General features: G+C 67.8%; 16 protein-coding genes. 5 read left to right on the top strand and 11 right to left on the bottom strand.

The window, feature by feature from the left end:
- Nucleotides 1–8: 8 nt before the first annotated feature.
- The 3 genes from NYP18_RS02660 to NYP18_RS02650 are packed head-to-tail and all read right to left on the bottom strand — an operon-like array spanning nucleotide 9 to nucleotide 2,080.
- On the bottom strand, nucleotides 9–227 hold the full coding sequence (locus tag NYP18_RS02660; RefSeq protein ID WP_259426557.1) for a hypothetical protein: 219 nt from the start codon (nucleotides 225–227) through the stop codon (nucleotides 9–11).
- Nucleotides 228–878, bottom strand: a complete 651-nt coding sequence (locus NYP18_RS02655) for a response regulator (RefSeq protein WP_259426556.1) — start codon at nucleotides 876–878, stop codon at nucleotides 228–230. It abuts the gene before it with no gap.
- Nucleotides 879–883: 5 nt separating this feature from the next.
- Nucleotides 884–2,080 (bottom strand): ATP-binding protein, encoded by a 1,197-nt coding sequence (locus NYP18_RS02650; RefSeq protein WP_259426555.1) that lies wholly within the window; start codon nucleotides 2,078–2,080, stop codon nucleotides 884–886.
- A 113-nt stretch (nucleotides 2,081–2,193) separates the two neighbouring features.
- Here NYP18_RS02650 and NYP18_RS02645 point away from each other — a divergent pair, with 113 nt between their 5' ends.
- The gene (locus NYP18_RS02645) at nucleotides 2,194–3,273 is read left to right on the top strand and encodes a PspC domain-containing protein (RefSeq protein ID WP_259426551.1); all 1,080 of its coding nucleotides are present in this window, start codon (nucleotides 2,194–2,196) and stop codon (nucleotides 3,271–3,273) included.
- 43 nt (nucleotides 3,274–3,316) lie between these two features.
- Nucleotides 3,317–4,621, top strand: a complete 1,305-nt coding sequence (locus NYP18_RS02640; RefSeq protein WP_259426549.1) for a DUF2252 domain-containing protein — start codon at nucleotides 3,317–3,319, stop codon at nucleotides 4,619–4,621.
- Between the two features lie 440 nt (nucleotides 4,622–5,061).
- Here NYP18_RS02640 and guaA read toward each other — a convergent pair whose 3' ends face one another.
- From guaA to NYP18_RS02620, 4 genes are all read right to left on the bottom strand, one after another.
- Nucleotides 5,062–6,624, bottom strand: a complete 1,563-nt coding sequence (gene guaA, locus NYP18_RS02635; protein ID WP_259426548.1) for a glutamine-hydrolyzing GMP synthase — start codon at nucleotides 6,622–6,624, stop codon at nucleotides 5,062–5,064.
- A gap of 32 nt (nucleotides 6,625–6,656) precedes the next feature.
- Entirely contained in the window at nucleotides 6,657–8,408 is a 1,752-nt protein-coding gene (locus tag NYP18_RS02630; protein ID WP_259426764.1) for an APC family permease, read from the bottom strand.
- Nucleotides 8,409–8,534: 126 nt separating this feature from the next.
- A complete protein-coding gene (locus NYP18_RS02625; RefSeq protein WP_259426544.1) occupies nucleotides 8,535–9,317 on the bottom strand; it encodes an ABC transporter permease in 783 nt (260 codons plus the stop codon).
- The gene (locus tag NYP18_RS02620; RefSeq protein ID WP_259426542.1) at nucleotides 9,314–10,243 is read right to left on the bottom strand and encodes an ATP-binding cassette domain-containing protein; all 930 of its coding nucleotides are present in this window, start codon (nucleotides 10,241–10,243) and stop codon (nucleotides 9,314–9,316) included. Before NYP18_RS02620 ends, NYP18_RS02625 begins: the two co-directional genes overlap by 4 nt.
- A gap of 73 nt (nucleotides 10,244–10,316) precedes the next feature.
- Between NYP18_RS02620 and NYP18_RS02615 the strand changes: the two genes are divergently transcribed.
- Complete coding sequence (locus NYP18_RS02615) at nucleotides 10,317–11,081, top strand: TetR/AcrR family transcriptional regulator (protein WP_259426539.1); 765 nt, start codon at nucleotides 10,317–10,319, stop codon at nucleotides 11,079–11,081.
- On the opposite strand, the gene NYP18_RS02610 is transcribed toward NYP18_RS02615, so the two are convergent.
- Both NYP18_RS02610 and guaB read right to left on the bottom strand, forming a co-directional pair.
- Nucleotides 11,078–12,217: a GuaB3 family IMP dehydrogenase-related protein gene (locus tag NYP18_RS02610; protein ID WP_259426538.1), complete on the bottom strand. Its 1,140-nt coding sequence runs from the start codon at nucleotides 12,215–12,217 to the stop codon at nucleotides 11,078–11,080. The two genes, NYP18_RS02615 and NYP18_RS02610, sit on opposite strands and share 4 nt — an antisense overlap.
- 148 nt (nucleotides 12,218–12,365) lie before the next feature.
- Nucleotides 12,366–13,886: an IMP dehydrogenase gene (guaB, locus tag NYP18_RS02605; protein ID WP_259426536.1), complete on the bottom strand. Its 1,521-nt coding sequence runs from the start codon at nucleotides 13,884–13,886 to the stop codon at nucleotides 12,366–12,368.
- A 122-nt stretch (nucleotides 13,887–14,008) separates the two neighbouring features.
- On the opposite strand from guaB, the gene NYP18_RS02600 reads away from it, so the two are divergent.
- Nucleotides 14,009–14,380, top strand: a complete 372-nt coding sequence (locus NYP18_RS02600; RefSeq protein ID WP_259426535.1) for a DUF5319 domain-containing protein — start codon at nucleotides 14,009–14,011, stop codon at nucleotides 14,378–14,380.
- Nucleotides 14,381–14,399: 19 nt separating this feature from the next.
- Here the strand turns inward: NYP18_RS02600 and NYP18_RS02595 are convergent, their stop codons facing one another.
- Both NYP18_RS02595 and NYP18_RS02590 read right to left on the bottom strand, forming a co-directional pair.
- A complete protein-coding gene (locus tag NYP18_RS02595; RefSeq protein ID WP_259426534.1) occupies nucleotides 14,400–15,227 on the bottom strand; it encodes a hypothetical protein in 828 nt (275 codons plus the stop codon).
- Nucleotides 15,227–15,820 carry a sigma-70 family RNA polymerase sigma factor gene (locus NYP18_RS02590; protein WP_259426533.1) on the bottom strand — a complete coding sequence of 198 codons (594 nt, stop codon included), beginning with the start codon at nucleotides 15,818–15,820 and terminating at the stop codon, nucleotides 15,227–15,229. Before NYP18_RS02590 ends, NYP18_RS02595 begins: the two co-directional genes overlap by 1 nt.
- Nucleotides 15,821–16,145: 325 nt before the next feature.
- Here NYP18_RS02590 and NYP18_RS02585 point away from each other — a divergent pair, with 325 nt between their 5' ends.
- Nucleotides 16,146–16,475 carry a WhiB family transcriptional regulator gene (locus NYP18_RS02585; protein WP_259426531.1) on the top strand — a complete coding sequence of 110 codons (330 nt, stop codon included), beginning with the start codon at nucleotides 16,146–16,148 and terminating at the stop codon, nucleotides 16,473–16,475.
- Nucleotides 16,476–16,494: the final 19 nt, after the last annotated feature.

The following is a 16,494-nucleotide window of genomic DNA, read 5'->3' as shown; positions in this document are numbered from 1 at the left end:
CACCAGTCCTACAGGTTATCCTCTGCCTCGCGGACGCGTCTGCCCATCTCGTTGAGCCGGGTGTTCGCCCAGTTGTAGAAGGCGTGCATGCCGGCGAAGACCACCGCGATGAGGATGAAGGCCGGCACCCACCAGACCCCACCGAGATCGGCCTGCCAGATGACGATGGCCGTGAAGATCAGGGCGGCGATGACCACCCGACCGGGTTGGAAGGTGTAGTCGCGCATCTAGTCCAGGTCCCGGGAATGTGCCCAGCGGGTCAACGCGTGGCGGTTGGACTGCTGGGTCTTGCGCAGGATGTTGGAGGCGTGGGTCTCCACCGTCTTGACGGAGATGAACAGCTCCTTGCCGATCTCCCGGTAGGTGTAGCCCCGGGCCAGCAGCCGTAATACCTCCAGCTCGCGGCGGGTGAGGGCGTCGACCACGGGGTCGTCGATCTTGCGGGGTTCCTCCGCCGGATCCTCGACCACTTCCCCGCCGGCGAAGGCGTCGAGCACGAAGCCCGCCAGCCGCGGGGAGAAGTAGGCGTCCCCGGAGTGGACGCGCTCGATGGCCTCGGCCAGTTCGGGGCCGGAGATGTTCTTGGTCACATAGCCGCGGGCCCCGGCACGGATGACGGAGATGACGTCCTCCGCCGCATCGGAGACGCTCAGCGCCAGGAAGGTGGTGTCCACGTCCACGCCCTTGAGCACGGCGACGCCACCACCGTCGGGCATGTGGACGTCGAGGAGGACGACGTCAGGACGCGCGGCGTCGATACCCGCGATGGCCTCGGCGACGGTGCCGGCGTCACCGACGATGTCGACGTGGCCGGCCAGTTCGGCGCGGACACCGGAGCGGAAGACGGAATGATCGTCGACGAGGAACACCTTCACCATGCCGCTCAGGATACCGGCAGTCGGTAGGTCACGGAGACCTCAGTGCCCTCCCCCGCAGTGGAACGGATGCGCGCCTGCCCGCCGATACGCTCCATGCGCCCCTCGATGGACTCGCGGATGCCGTGGCGGTCGACGGGGATCCCCTTCAGATCGAAACCGCTGCCCCGGTCGCGGACGAAGATGCCCAGCTCTCCGGCGAGGATCTCCGCGTAGACATCGAGCTTGTCGACGCCCGCGTGCTTCGCCGCATTGACCATCGCCTCCCGCGCCGCGAGCACCACGGCCTTGGTCTCCTCCGTCAGTTCCCGGTCCTCGCCGACGGTGACGGGGGCGATGCGGATGCCGAAGAGGTCCTCGACTTCCCCGCAGGCGGTCTCCACCGCGGCGAAGACGGTCTGGCTGGTCTTCTCATCGGCGTCGAAGAGCCATTGCCGCAGCTCCCGTTCCTGGCCCCGGGCCAGCCGGACCACCTCGGCCGGGTCATCGGAGCGCTTCTGGATCAGCGCCAGGGTCTGCAGCACCGAATCATGCAGACGGGAGGCGATCTCCGCGCGTTCCTCGCTGGCCGCCTTGGCGGCGCGTTCCTCCGCCAGGGAATCCCACAGGCGCATCACCAGCGGCACACCCAGGGCCGCGGCCCCGGCCAGGGTGAGCACCACCGCGAGGATCGCCGCGGCGAATCCGCTGGAGCGCTCCGAGTAGATGACCGTCACCACGATGCCCGCCAGCATGAGCACCGCACCGCCGAGGATGCTCAGGTGGCTGCGTCCCGTGCCCAGTCCCCGGTCATAGGCCTGCCAGGCCAGCACCGCACCCACACCCGCGACCAGCAGCGGCATGAGTGCTGCGCCGGGCAGGCCGGAGACGAGACTGGCGGAGACGACGAAACCCACCCCACCGATCAGAGCCAGGAGCAGGTACACCGACCTCGACAGCTCGCGTTCCCTGATGGGCAGCTCCACCGTGTCGGAGGCCTTGGAGAACATCCACAACCCGGCGTAGACCGCCACACCCAGCCCGGAGAGGAAGGATCCCACGATGAAGGCCAGTCGCACATAGAACACGTCCACTCCCAGGTGCACCGCCAGGCCGCCGGCGACACCGGCGACCACCCGCCGGGAGGCGGGGCGCAGGTACGTCGGATACGGACCCGGGGTGGAGCGCTCCGGCCCGTACGGGACCGGGGAGGGGGTGGTGTTCATGCCCCTGATCCTCCCAGAGAACCCACCCTGACCACATCGGGGCAGACCCTGATTCCCGGAATTCAGGGTGGATCCCGATACCGGATTCCCCTCCTGCCACCGACAATGAAGCCATGACCACCCAGAGCTCCTTCAGCGACACAGTCCGGCAGATGTGGGACACCCGCCCGCCCCGCATCCCTTCCGAGCAGGGCGGCAACGCGAAGATCGCCGGCGTCTGCGAGGGCATCGGCGTGCGCTACCAGATCGACCCGACCATCGTCCGCGTTCTGTTCGTCGTCTCCCTGTTCACCCTCGGCGGTGGGCTCCCGGCCTACCTGCTCGCCTGGATGGCCATGCCCCGCTACGGCATGGCGGTCTCCCCCGCGCAGGCCGTCTCCCGGCGCAAGGAGCAGTTCAGCGCACCTGAGCTGAAGGAACGCTCCACCGGCTGGTGGCTGATCATCTTCTTCATCCTCACCTCCGGCATCTTCACCTCCGGGGGCACGCTGGCCTCCACCGGTGTCCTGGCGATCCTCGTGCTGCTGACGGCGTGGTGGGCCCTGCACCAGCGCACCCCGCAGCCCCCGGCGGGTCTGCTTGCCGACGCCCCCGCCCGCACCATGCCCGAGCCCGTCGACCTCTCCGCCTACCTGCCCGCCGAGGGTACCGACGTGCCCCCGGGCCGAGTGAGTCCACCCGCCTGGGATCCGCTGGGCACCGCCCCTTTTGCCTGGGATCTGCCCGAACCTGGCCCCGCCCCGCAGCCCGCCACCCGTAAGCCGCGGATCTGGCCCTGGGTCGCTCTCGGCCTGATCGGCACCATGGGGGCGGCCACCATCGCTGCCGGCATCATCGGTGTCACCTTCCGGGATGACTTCGAGGACGTCGCCCAACCCCGCCAGTTCGCCCCCACCGCCGAGACGGAGCTCCAGGACATCTACTCCGGCGGCATCGGGGATCTGGTTGTCGACCTGCGCGGCCTGTCCGCCCTGGGCGAGGCCCGCACCACCACCGTCGACGGAGGCATCGGTCCGGTCAACGTCTTCCTCCCCGACGCCGTCCCTGTGGACCTGACCTGCGGCGAAGGCATCGGCGAATCCACCTGCACCCCGGGAACCTACAACGGGGACGCTACCGGCGCCACCCTGAACCTGCATGTCGAAGGAGGGATCGGCCCGGTGCGGGTGAACGAGGCCGCAGCCCGAGACTGAGTTGTGATCCCGGGGGCGTCGAGAAGCAATAGACTCAGGGGGTATGACGGTCACACGCGGTGAGCTGGCGTCGCTCACCACCACCGGACGCGATCCCCTGGGCATCCTGCACAGGCAGAACACCACCCGGGAACAGTGGCTCATCCCCCTGCGGATGGCCCGGATGGCGCAGAGTCCCTTCACCTTCTACCGCGGTACCGCAGCGCTCATGGCCGCGGACCAGGCCAGGGATCCCCACAGCGGGATTCCGGTCGTCTCCAGCGGGGACGCCCACCTGAGCAACTTCGGCTTCTACGCCACGCCGCAACGCACCCAGGCCTTCGACCTCAACGACTTCGACGAATCCGCCTGGGCACCCTGGGATTGGGACCTCAAGCGGCTGGTCACCAGCGTCATCATCGGCGGGCGCGACACCGACCGATCTGAGAAGGTGGTGCAGACCGCCGCCGCGGACACCATAAGGGCCTACGTCGCCTCCCTGAGAACCTCCGATCAGCACAGCCCCCTGGAGCGCTACTACTCGCACTTCAACCAGGAGATGGCCCGCCGGCACCTGGGCAAGGAGTCCCGCCGGGTGCTGGAGCAGGCCGCCGAGGACGCCCGCAAACGCACCAGTGCGCGCGCTGCCCGGCGCCTGACCGAGGAAACCACTGACGGGAGACGCCGCTTCATCGAGGACCCACCCGTGATGACCCACGTCGCTGACGAGGTCGAGCTCAACGTGGCGGACAACTACCAGCAGTACCTGCGTTCAGCGAAGGCGGACATCCGCATGGTCCTCGCCCACTACACGCTGGAGGACATCGTGCGCCGGGTCGTCGGGGTGGGCAGTGTGGGCACCCGCTGTTTTCTCGTGCTGCTCCGCGACGCCGACGGCGGAGTGATCATCCTCCAGGTCAAGGAGGCGATGCGCAGCACCCTGGAGGAATACGGCGGCATCCCCCAGCCCGGGGTGCTCACGGAGAGCACGGAGGCCGTCGGAGAGGGTGCCCGGGTGGTGGGGCTGCAGCGCATCCTGCAGGCCTACTCCGACCCTTTCCTCGGATTCCTGCAGTCCTCCCGCGGCCGCTCCTTCTACGTGAGGCAATACCACGATATGAAGGGCAGCGTGGAGATCCCGGAACTGAGCGACACTGCCTTCAACGGTTACGCCATCGCCTGCGGGGCCGTGCTCGCCCGGGCACACGCTCAATCCGTAAATGCCCGGAAGGTGGTCAGCTTCATCGGCGGAGGCAAACGCATCCGCCGTGCCATTCTTGAGTGGTCCAACGGCTACGCCGAGCTCTCACTCGATGACTACCGGGCCTTCATCTCCTCCGGGATGGTGGACAAGAAGAAGGACGGGTAGAAAATCCCGTCAGAAGTCCCACTCATGATCCGGGTCACCGAGGGCTACCGCCGTCGCATCGATGGAAGCCAGATCCCGAAAAGGCGATGATTCGGCCAGCCTGATGATGCTCTCGAGGCCAAGTCCCAGCTCCTCCATGTTGCTGGACTCCAACGCATGGTCGACGACACGGAGACGACATCGTCGAGATCGACCCTTTCATCCCCGCTGAAGTCCAGAGCCCCACGGATCCTCCTGCCGAATCCCCGGTTCCGGACGCCTTCCTCCATCAGCGCAACCTGCTGATGGAACCAACCCGTCGGAGTTTAGTGCCGCAGGGGGACACTGCCCGGCGGATGGCTCAAAAAAGTTTCGCGCAGGGCGTCGACAGGCTCCCCGGAAAAGCAGATGCGGTGACCAACCCTGAAGGCTGGCCACCGCATCTTCTCAGAGCCGGAGTTCTACTCCCACTCGATGGTTCCCGGCGGCTTGGAGGTCACATCGAGAACGACACGGTTGACGTCCTTGACCTCGTTGGTGATCCGGGTGGAGATGCGCTCCAGCACCTCGTAGGGGATGCGGACCCAGTCGGCGGTCATCGCGTCCTCGGAGGTGACCGGGCGCAGCACGATCGGGTGGCCGTAGGTGCGGCCGTCACCCTGGACACCGACGGAGCGGACGTCGGCGAGCAGGACGACCGGGCACTGCCAGATCTGGTCGTCCAGGCCGGCGGCGGTCAGCTCGGTGCGGGCGATGAGGTCGGCGGCGCGTAGGATCTCCAGGCGCTCCTCGGTGACCTCACCGATGATGCGGATGCCCAGGCCCGGGCCCGGGAAGGGCTGGCGGTTGACGATGACCTCCGGCAGACCCAGTTCACGGCCGACGGCACGGACCTCATCCTTGAACAGCAGGCGCAGCGGCTCCACGAGCTCGAACTCGACATCATCCGGCAGGCCGCCGACGTTGTGGTGGCTCTTGATGTTGGCGGTGCCGCTGCCGCCGCCGGACTCGACAACATCCGGGTACAGGGTGCCCTGGACGAGGTAGTCGACCTGCTCGCCCTCCAGCACACCGGCGACGGCGCGTTCGAAGGAGCGGATGAACTCGGCGCCGATGGCCTTGCGCTTGGTCTCCGGCTCGCTGATGCCGGCCAGCTTGTCCAGGAAGGCCTGGCGCTCGTCGACGGTGACCAGGCGGGCACCGGTGGCGGCGACGAAGTCGGTCTCCACCTGCTCGCGCTCACCGGAGCGCAGCAGTCCGTGGTCGACGAAGACACAGGTCAGACGGTCACCGATGGCGCGCTGCACCAGAGCGGCGGCCACGGCGGAGTCCACGCCGCCGGACAGTCCGCAGATGGCGTGGCCCTCGGGGCCGATCTGTTCCCGGACAGCCTCGATGAGCTGCTGGGCGATGTTCGCCGCGGTCCAGGTCGGTTCGAGGCCGGCGATCTGAGTGAGGAAGCGGGTGAGGACCTGCTGGCCGTGCGGGGAGTGCAGGACCTCCGGGTGGTACTGCACACCGGCGAAACGCTTCTCCACGTTCTCGAAGGCAGCGACGGGCGCACCCTCGGAGGAGGCGGTGACGGTGAAGCCCTCGGGGGCCTCGGTCACGGCGTCGCCGTGGCTCATCCACACCTTGTGGGAGGCGGCCAGCGCATCGTGGAGCACGCCACCGTCACTGACGACCTCGAGGTCGGTGCGGCCATATTCGCGTGCACCGGTCTCGGCGACGGTGCCGCCGAGTGCGCGGGTCATCGCCTGGAAGCCGTAGCAGATGCCGAAGACCGGCAGGCCCAGCTCCAGGACCTCCGGGTCCAGCCTGGGCGCCTCATCAGCGTAAACAGAAGAAGGACCGCCCGAGAGGATCAGAGCGGCCGGGTTCTTGGCCCGGATCTCCTCGATCGTGGCGGTGTGCGGAATAACCTCGGAGTAGATTCGTGCCTCACGTACGCGCCGTGCGATGAGCTGGGCGTACTGTGCGCCGAAATCCACGACGAGGACGGGGCGGGGGGTTACGGAAGTCACGGCTTCGATCCTACTACGCCGCTCCCCCAGTCCTAACTGACGTGGATGGTGGGCCGGTCCCGCTCCTCCGGGATGTGTCTGCGCAGGATCTCCCGGGTCACGGTGGCGTTCTGCCCTCGACCGAGCGCCAGGAAACGCAGCATGTCACGCAGCGGGTTGCCGGGCGCCCATTCGAAGTAGATGTCGGGGGTGACCCCGGTGAGATCGCGGATCTCCAGGGCGATCACGGCCACAGCATTGGGGACGCTGGCGGCACTCACATTCAGCACCGAGAGTTCGTCGTGGGAGGTGCCCCGGACCCGGAGCTTCTCCGCGAACACCGACGGGTCAGCCACCTCGATCTCCAGGATGAGCAGCGATTCATCCTGCAGGTGGTTGGACTGGCGGATGCGCCGCGACTTCAGTGCGAGATCCCCACCCGGGGCAGCCGGGACGAGCGCGAGCCGGGTACCCGTCGTATGGGCTGCGAGGATGTGCTCGGCTGCCGGATCGAAGATGACACCGACGTCGCGGAGTTCGAAGGAACGCCAGGCCCGCGAGATGATCGAGGTGGCCGTCACCCCGATGATGAAGAAGGCGGCCACCCGGACACCGTCAGGGCGCTCGATGATGTTCGCCGCCAGTGTCGCGGAGAGCACTGCGGTGGTCACGGCGGCGAGGATCCGCTCCCGACCGTGGCTGAGCAGGGTGACGCCCACCGCCCCGGAGACGAGCACCACCAGCACGCCGGTGGCGTAGGCGCCGGACTGGGCGTCGACGCTCGCCCCGAAGGCGAGGGTGATGAGCACGGCGATGACGGTGAGTACCGTCACCATGGGCCGGGAGCGGCGAGCCCACTCGGGGGCCATGCCGAAGCGGGGCAGGTAGCGCGGCAGGAGGGCGAGCAGGCCGGCCATGGCGGAGGCCCCTGCGAACCAGAGGATGCCCACGGTCACCCAGTCGTAGACGGTGCCGAACCACTGTCCCAGATACTCATGCGCCAGCCAGGCCAGCGCGCGGCCATCGGCGGTGCCACCGGGGCCGAACTCCGCCGCCGGGATGAGCATGGCCACCACAACCGAGGAGGTGATGAGGAAGGTGCACATGATCAGGGCGCTGGTCAGCAGCAGTCGGCGGGCGTCGCGGATCCGTGTGGCCAGGTCGGTGGCCCGGATCAGGGGCATGACGGAAACACCGGTCTCGAAGCCGGAGAGGCCGAGGGCGAGTTTCGGGAAGACGATCACCGCCAGGGCCAGCAGCAGCCAGGGGTTCGACTGCTGGGCCAGCAGTCCGTGCCACCAGTCGGTGACGTGCCCGGGGCCGGTCACCAGCTGCCGCAGGCCCACGCCGATGACCACCGCAGACAGGGAGAGGTAGGCTGCCACGAGGACCACCGCCACCCCGACCGCCTCCCGGAAGCCGCGGAAGAATACAGCGGCCAGGGCCAGGATGAGACCCAGGGTGACGGGGATGAGCAGTGGGGATTCGGTGGAGTGGAGGATGTGGGTGGCGGCATCCGCCGAGGACAGGGTGATGGTGATCATGAAGTCGGTCATGGCGAAACCGAGCAGAAGCAACACCAGGAGTTTGCCCGCCCACCCGCTGACCAGGCGCTCCATGAGGGCGATCGACCCCAGTCCGTGCGGGGAGTGCCCGGCGACCTTCCGGTAGACGGGTACCGCACCGAACAGGGTCACCAGGACGAGAACGACAGTGGCGACAGGTGCCAGGGCACCGGCCGCGAGAATCGCGATGCCGGGCTGGTAACCGAGCGTGGAGAAGTAGTCCACGCCTGACAGGCACATGACCTTCCACCAGGGGTAGGTCCGTTCCGTCTTCTTCGGAGCTGCGGCGAACAGGTCCCGGCGGACGGCACCGGAATGGGTGGTCACACCGAGGAAATTACGCCTGTCCGCCGCAAAGTCAACACCCTATTTCCGCAGCCGCCGCCAGGCCCTGGCGGACAGCGGCAGGAAGACCGCCACCAGGACAGCAGGCCAGATCATGGCTGCGGTGACCGCGTGTTCGGCCAGCCACCCGGAGGTCACGCCGGTGGGGTTGGCAAAGAGTTCGCGTACGGCCGTCGCGGTGGCCGAGACCGGGTTCCACGCCGCCACCGCGCCCAGCCAGGAGGGCATGAACTCCGGGGAGACGAAGACGTTCGACAGGAAGCCGACGGGCCACACGAGCACCTGCACCATCATCGTGGCACCCTCATTGCGGCCGATGGTCAGGGCCAGGAATATCCCGATCCACAGCACGGCGAAGCGCAGCCAGAGCAGCAGCGCGACGGCCAGGGCCGCGGCCGGCAGGGAGCCGGTGATACGCCAGCCGAGCAGCAGCCCGCCGACCACGAGGATGAGCAGTTCCACTGCCGAGCTGATCAGGTCGGCACCGACCCGGCCGAGGGAGACGGCCGCGTCGCCGATGGGCAGGGAGCGGAAGCGGTCGGTGATGCCCCTGCGGGCATCAGTGGCCATGGCCAGGGTGGTGGATTCCACACCGAACATCATCGCCAGGGCCATCATGCCGGGCAGGAGGAACTGGATGTAGTCCCCGCCGCCGGGCAGCTGGATGGAACCGCCGAAGATGAAGGCGAACATCAGCAGCAGCATGATGGTGAACAGCAGGTTGAAGACCGGGGTCCAGGGCTGGCGGGCCCAGTGGGCCAGTTCACGCAGCGTCAGGACCCATCCGTTTCTGATGATGGTCATGCCTCCTCCTTCTCGGTCAGGGCGAGGAATACCTCGTCGAGTGTGGGGCGGCGCAGGGAGATGTCCTCGGGGGTGATGCCGGCGGCGTCGAGAAGCCGGACCACCTCGATGAGGTCGCGGGCCCCGCCCGGGGCCGGGTACGTGACGACGCCCGCATCCTCGTCCGTAATCATGAAAGCACCGGGGAGCCGGTCCAGGTCGCGGGGGACGGTGATCTCCACGCGGTCGCCGCCGTGCTGGCTTTTGAGTGCAGCCGGGGTGTCCTCGGCGATGATCCGCCCGGCCTTCATGATGGAGATACGGTCGGCCAGCTGGTCGGCCTCCTCAAGGTGTTGGGTGGTCAGCAGGACGGTGGTGCCGCGGGCGGCGATACCGGTGATGAGGTTCCACACGTCGATGCGGCCACGGGGATCGAGGCCGGTGGTGGGTTCGTCGAGGAAGAGCACGTCGGGTTCGAGGATGAGTCCGGCGGCAATGTCGAGGCGGCGGCGCATACCACCGGAATACGTGGCCACGGGCCTTGCTGCGGCCTCGACCAGGTCGAAGGTATGGAGAAGCTCCTCGGCGCGGCGCTGTGCGGCAGCCTTACGCAGTCCGGAGAGCCGACCGAACATGACGAGGTTCTGGCGGCCGCCGAGGATCTCGTCGACGGCCGAGTGCTGGCCGACCAGTCCGATATGGCGGCGCAACTCCCGTCCGCGGCGCACATCGACGCCCGCCACCTCAGCGGTACCGGCATCGGGGGCCAGCAGGGTGGCCAGCACGCCCACGACAGTGGATTTCCCGGCACCGTTGGGCCCGAGGAGACCGTGTACGGAGCCCGCCCTGACCTCGAGGTCGAGGCCGTCGAGGGCACGTGTGCCCCCGAAATTCTTCACCACTCCCCGGGCGCGGATGGCCGGGGCTCGGGTTGTCGGTGATGTCATCACGCCACCTAACTATTAACAGTGTACGGAGTTTGGGGGATTCAACGTACGCCGTTCGGACTAAACTGTCAATATGTCGTCCGAGAAAGAGAAGACCGGAGATCCCACCCGCATGCTGCGCCTGCTGTGGCGCCACCGGCTGGGCGAGGAGGAGGGGGCCCGCGGACCCCGGAAGAAGCTGAGCCTGGACCAGGTCATCGACGCCGCCATCGCCCTGGCGGACCGGGAGGGGCTGGAGACGTTCTCCATGCGCCGGCTCGCCGAGGAGCTGGGCACCTCCGCCACATCGCTCTACACCTACGTCCCCGGCCGCGGCGAACTGATCGGCCTGATGATCGACCAGGTCGTCGGGCGCACACCGCTGCCGGGACACGCGGGGGAACTGCGGGAGCGGCTGCGCACCCTCGCGCAACTGCTCTGGGAGGAATACCACCGGCACCCGTGGCTGCTGCAGAGCCGGAGCCACAGACCCTGGATCGGGCCGGGCATCTCGGCGCGCTACGAGTGGGAGCTGGCGGCAGTCGAGGGCTGTGGTCTCGACGACATCGCCATGGACCACGCGATCTCGCTGATCGAATCACACGCGGCGGCCAACGCCGCCAACGCCATCACGGCCCGGCAGCTGGCGGAAGGTTCCGGAATCACCGACCTGGAATGGTGGAACGTCCACGGACCCATCCTCGCGGAGGTCATGCCGGCCGATGAGTTCCCGATCTCCGGCCGGGTGGGACAGGCGGTGGGTACCGCCTACTCGTCCATCACCAGCCACCGGGCCATCTTCGAGTTCGGCCTCGAGGTCATCCTCGACGGCATTGAGGCCCGGCTGCGGCAGAACTAGAGATTGACCGCCAGGCCGACCTTCTGGAAGCTCTTCAGGTCGGTGTAGCCGCACTTGGCCATCGCGCGGCGCAGACCACCGACGATGTTCTGATAGCCGAAGGGGTCGGTCGAGGGGCCGTTGAGGACGGTCTCCAGGGTGGCGGTGTCATCCAACAGGGAACGCAGGTCCTGGACGATGCCGCGGGGAAAACGCGGGTGCGCGGCAACGGCCGGCCAGAAGGTGCCGCGGCCGGCGGCCTCCGTGGCGGTGGCCAGCGGAGTACCCAGCATCACAGCGTCGGCGCCGCAGGCGATGGCCTTGGCCACGTCACCGGAATTCTCGATCTCCCCGTCGGCGATGATGTGGACGTAGCGGCCACCGGTTTCGTCGAGGTACTCGCGGCGGGCCGCGGCGACGTCGGCGATGGCGGTCGCCATGGGGACCTCGATGCCCAGCGCGAGCTGGTTGGTGTTGGGGCCGCCGCCGACGATGACACCCGCCGCGCCGGTGCGCATGAGGTGCAGCGCAGTGGTGTAATCGGCGACGCCGCCGGCGATGACCGGCACCTCGAGGGAACCGATGAACTCCTTGAGGTTCAGCGGCTCACCGCCCTCGGCGACGTGCTCCGCGGAGATCATCGTGCCCTGGATGACCAGCAGCTCCGCGCCGGCCTGGATCACCTTCGGGGCGAGCTCGCGGGCCCGCTGCGGACTGACGCGCACCGCGACGGTGGCTCCCGAGGCCCGGACCTCGCCGATGCGCTCGGCCAGCAGGTCATCGTCGATCGGGGCGGAGTGCAGCTCCTGCAGCGCGGCGATCGCGGCAGCACCGCCGTCGAAGGCGTCCCCCCCGGTGACGGCACTGATGACCCGGTCGACGGCGGCGTCGAGATCCGCGTGGCGGCCCCAGAGTCCCTCGGCATTGATGACGCCCAGGCCGCCCTGGCGGTACATCTCGATGACGAACTCCGGGCTGGCCAGGGCATCCGTGGGATGCGACATGACGGGGATGTCGAAGGTGTAGGCGTCGATGTTCCACGTGGTGTCGACGTCCTTGGAGGAACGGGTGCGCCGGGAGGGGACGATGGAGATGTCCTCCAGGCTGTAGGTACGGCGGGCCTCCCGGCCCACACCGATCTCGACGTAGTCGCGCATGTACTGCTCCGATCCTCGCGGGTGATTTCGGAGGTCAACTCTACCGCACCCCTGACACCCCGGCCGACAGCCTGGGGGTCGGTGGGCAAAGAGCAGACCGCCCGCACCAGGCTCGGCGCGGGCGGTCTGCTGTCTCAGGCGGGAGGAACTAGTGGTAGTTCGGTGCCTCGACGGTCTGCTGGATGTGGTGCGGGTGCGATTCCTTCAGGCCGGCGGAGGTGATCTGCACGAACTGCTTCGTCTGCAGCTCCGGGATGGTGGCGGAACCGGTGTAGCCCATGGAGGCGCGCAGTCCACCGACCAGCTGGTGGGTGATGGCCTCGATGGAGCCGCGGAACGGCACGCGGCCCTCAATGCCTTCCGGCACGAGCTTGTCCTCGCTCTTGACGTCGGCCTGGAAGTAGCGGTCCTTGGAGTAGGAACGCTTCTCACCGCTCAGGCCGCGACCCTGCATGGCCCCCATGGAACCCATGCCGCGGTAACGCTTGTACTGCTTGCCGTTGACCACGACGATGTCGCCGGGGGACTCGGTGGTGCCGGCCAGCATGGAGCCGAGCATGACGGTGGAGGCGCCGGCGGCCAGAGCCTTGGCGATGTCACCGGAGAACTGCATGCCACCGTCGGCGATGATCGGGACACCCGCCTGGCGGGCCGGGACGGCGGCCTCCATGATGGCGGTGATCTGCGGGGCACCGACGCCGGCGACGACGCGGGTGGTGCAGATGGAGCCCGGGCCGATGCCCACCTTGATGGCATCCGCGCCGGCGTCGATCATGGCCTTCGCGGCGCTGCGGGTGGCCAGGTTGCCGCCGATGACGTCGATGCGGTCGCCGAAGTCCCGCTTCACCCGGGAGACCATCTCGAGTACGCGGTTGTTGTGGGCGTGGGCGGAGTCGACGACGAGGACGTCGACGCCGGCCTCAACGAGCTTGCCGGCACGGTCCCAGGAGTCCTCACCGGTACCGATGCCCGCGGCGACCAGCAGGCGGCCGGAGGAGTCCTTGGAGGAGTTCGGGTGCTGTTCGGTCTTGACGAAGTCCTTGACCGTGATCAGACCGACCAGCTTGCCGGCCTCGTCGACGATCGGCAGCTTCTCCACCTTGTGCTGGGAGAGCAGCTTGAGAGCCTCATCCTTGGTGACACCCTCCGGGGCGACGACCAGCGGCATGGGGGTCATGACCTCGGAGACACGGCGGTGGATGTTCCGCTCGAAGCGCATGTCGCGGTTGGTGCAGATACCGACGAGGATGCCGTTCTCGTCGACAACCGGGAGACCGGAGATACGGAAGCGTGCGCACAGGGCGTCCACCTCACCGATGGTCATGTCCGGGGTACAGGTGACCGGGTCAGTGACCATGCCGGATTCGGAACGCTTGACGATCTCCACCTGCTCCGCCTGCTCCTCCGCGGAGAGATTGCGGTGCAGCACACCCATGCCACCCTGACGGGCCATGGCGACGGCCATGCGCGCCTCGGTGACGGTGTCCATCGCCGCCGAGATGACGGGGGCACCCAGGCGCAGGTTGCGGGTGAGCTGGGTGGAGGTGTCCACCTCGCTGGGGACGATATTGGATTCGGCCGGCAGGAGGAGGACATCATCGAAGGTCAGGCCCAGCAGGGCCACCTTGTTCGGATCGTCTCCCCCGGTGGACACGCGCTGATCGGTCATGAATTGCTGCTCCTTCTTACACTGTGCGGCTTCCGCGATGACTACACTGTAGTGCCTTTCTCCCTGAGGTTGTTAGCGGCGGGGAATTGCCCATGAGGCCGGTCCACAATAGTGTGGCCGGTGTGAACTACAACTCCCAGATGCCGCTCGACCCGTTCGCCGACGATCCGAACGATCCGGCGTCCTTCCTGGACCCCGACGAGCCCGCTCCGCCGCTGTCCGACGAGGAGCGCGCAGGCATCACCCAGGACCTGGCCCTGGTGGCCAGATTCCGGAAGGAACTCGCACCGCGGGGGATCCTCGGTATCTTCTTCCTCTGCGAGGACTGCGATGACTTCCATTACTACGACTGGGACATCATGGCCGCCAACATGGCAGCCACCCTCGCCGGGGACCTCGCGCCCGTGCACGAGCCCTCCGTGGAACCCGATGTCACCGCTTACGTCCCCTGGGACTACGCCGCCGGTTTCCTCGACGGGCTGAACGCCCGCTGATCTCACGGGCTCTCCGCGTCTAAGGATTCTGGATCTGCGGCGGGGCCAGGGTCGGGGCCGGGTCCTGATCACCCGGGTCCGGGGATCCGGGATCCGGGACTGGGGTGGTCGGGTTCGTCGGCGCGGGCGCCGGGGCCGGTTCAACCGGGATGGGCAGCGGGTTCGGACGCACCGGCGGCGGGGTCTGTGTCACCGTGACGGTGGCGGTCTCGGTCTGGACGCTGGTCTCGGTCACGGTCTCGGTGGCCGGTTCCCGGGTGACGGGGGGTGCAGGTTCCACGGGTGGGATCACGGTCGTGGTGGTCACGCGCGGTGCCTGCTGGGGTGCCTGGCGCTCGACCGTGGCGTCGGCCAGCAGGCGGCGGGCCTCCTCCAGCAGCGCGCGGGTGCCGTCCATGTCCCCCTCAGCCGCCCGGGAGTCGATCTCCTCGAGCGCGCCGGCCAGTTCCACGACAGTGGCCCGGTCGCTGAACAGTGTGCTGGACAGACCCCACAGAGGGGAGTCCGGGGTGGCGTTGTAGAGCAGCGAACCCGAGCCGGCGATGACGAGGGTGGCCGCGGCGGCGCCGATGATGCCGGAGAGGAAGGGGCGACCCTGTCTCCCGCGGCGTCGTGAAGCCAGGGAGACGACCTCCGGTTCCTTGTCCGCCCCCTCGATGAGCGGGGCGGGCGGCATCTGCTTCTCCACGTCATCGCGCAACTCAAGGAAGAGCGCGGCGAGTTCATCGGTGCCGTCCGAGGGGTCCACACCGCGGGAGAGCTCGGTGAGGAAGGCGTCATCATCCACCAGCGGCTGCAGCTGGCTCGTGACATCACCGACGCTGGCGTCCTTCTGACGACGCTTCATCACTTCACTCCTCGATTCTCCGGTGCCTGGATCCCCTGCTGGGCGTCCAGGTTCTTGCGCAACGAGTTCAACGCCCGGTGCTGCGCCACACGCACTGCGCCGGGAGTGCTGCCCACGATCTCCGCGGTTTCCTCGGCCGAGAGGCCGACGAAAACGCGCAGGATGACAATGTTGCGGGCTTTCTCACTTAATGAATCGAGAAGCGCCCTCACTCTGTTACTTCCGTCGGCGGTGAGGGCGTGATCCTCGGGGGAGTCCCTGTCGGTTCCGGTGTCGGGGACGTCGTCGGTGGGGTGCGACTGGTCGCGCCCCATGGAGCGGTGGGCGTCGGCCACCTTGTTGAAGGCGATGCCGTAGACGAAGGCCATGAAGGGCCGGCCCTTGTCCACGTAATTGCCTATCGACGTCGCCACGGCCAGGCAGATCTCCTGGGCGATGTCCTCGGGGGTGGGGGTACGTCCGCCTCCGACGCGTGCGCGGGCGTAGCGCAGGACCCTGGGGTGGACGATGGCCATGATGCGCTGGAGGGCGCGGCGGTCGCCGTCCACGGCCAGTGGCACAAGGTCTGCCAGCTCAGCGTCGGTATCACTCACGTCTGTATCCTCCGGATCGCCCGGAAATCGGCAACCGGGCGGGACCAGAATACCTCGTCCGCCACAGAAGTGAATCTCCGTTTCCGCCGCTCAGCCCCTCTTCACGGGGCCCCAAGAATTCACAATCACTTAACCTTCACTGTTTGCGCAGGTCAGAGCGGTGCTTTCCCGGACGGTCAATCCCGGGTCATCAGACGGCCACATTCAGGACACCAACTGTTCACAGTTGGCAGCCAGACTCCTCCATGCATCGGAGCGACCCACATGATCCGCGGGGCGCCCCGTCACCAGAGTCTAACCCTTCTTTATCTGAGGAGAAGAGCACATGTCACAGCCGCACCTGCTTCCGGGCCCCAACGCCGATTTCTGGGATTGGCAGCTCCACGGCACCTGCCGGGGCGAGGAGTCGGATGTGTTCTACCACCCGGACGGCGAGCGTGGCCGGGCCCGCTCCCAGCGTGAGAACCGCGCCAAGGCCATCTGCCACGCCTGCCCCGTCATCGCCACCTGCCGGGAGCACGCCCTCAAGGTCGCTGAGCCCTACGGCATCTGGGGTGGACTGTCCGAGTCCGAGCGCATGAGCGTGCTGCGCAACCGCGGCGGCCGGAAGACCCGGGTGGCAGCCAAGGCAGCCTCCTCCCCCGTCAACGCCTGACCGGCGGGGCGGGAGAAAA

Origin of the sequence: Corynebacterium lemuris (assembly GCF_024919295.1) — a bacterium.
Classification (GTDB): Bacteria; Actinomycetota; Actinomycetes; order Mycobacteriales; family Mycobacteriaceae; genus Corynebacterium; species Corynebacterium lemuris.
This window is presented reverse-complemented; position numbering and strand designations above follow the sequence as displayed.

Coding starts and splice junctions, on each gene's coding strand:
- NYP18_RS02660 (WP_259426557.1), bottom strand. CDS start 227: ATGCGCGACTACACCTTCCAACCCGGTCGGGTGGTCATCGCCGCCCTG.
- NYP18_RS02655 (WP_259426556.1), bottom strand. CDS start 878: ATGGTGAAGGTGTTCCTCGTCGACGATCATTCCGTCTTCCGCTCCGGT.
- NYP18_RS02650 (WP_259426555.1), bottom strand. CDS start 2,080: ATGAACACCACCCCCTCCCCGGTCCCGTACGGGCCGGAGCGCTCCACC.
- NYP18_RS02645 (WP_259426551.1), top strand. CDS start 2,194: ATGACCACCCAGAGCTCCTTCAGCGACACAGTCCGGCAGATGTGGGAC.
- NYP18_RS02640 (WP_259426549.1), top strand. CDS start 3,317: ATGACGGTCACACGCGGTGAGCTGGCGTCGCTCACCACCACCGGACGC.
- NYP18_RS02630 (WP_259426764.1), bottom strand. CDS start 8,408: ATGTGCCTGTCAGGCGTGGACTACTTCTCCACGCTCGGTTACCAGCCC.
- NYP18_RS02625 (WP_259426544.1), bottom strand. CDS start 9,317: ATGACCATCATCAGAAACGGATGGGTCCTGACGCTGCGTGAACTGGCC.
- NYP18_RS02620 (WP_259426542.1), bottom strand. CDS start 10,243: ATGACATCACCGACAACCCGAGCCCCGGCCATCCGCGCCCGGGGAGTG.
- NYP18_RS02615 (WP_259426539.1), top strand. CDS start 10,317: ATGTCGTCCGAGAAAGAGAAGACCGGAGATCCCACCCGCATGCTGCGC.
- NYP18_RS02610 (WP_259426538.1), bottom strand. CDS start 12,217: ATGCGCGACTACGTCGAGATCGGTGTGGGCCGGGAGGCCCGCCGTACC.
- guaB (WP_259426536.1), bottom strand. CDS start 13,886: ATGACCGATCAGCGCGTGTCCACCGGGGGAGACGATCCGAACAAGGTG.
- NYP18_RS02595 (WP_259426534.1), bottom strand. CDS start 15,227: ATGAAGCGTCGTCAGAAGGACGCCAGCGTCGGTGATGTCACGAGCCAG.
- NYP18_RS02585 (WP_259426531.1), top strand. CDS start 16,146: ATGTCACAGCCGCACCTGCTTCCGGGCCCCAACGCCGATTTCTGGGAT.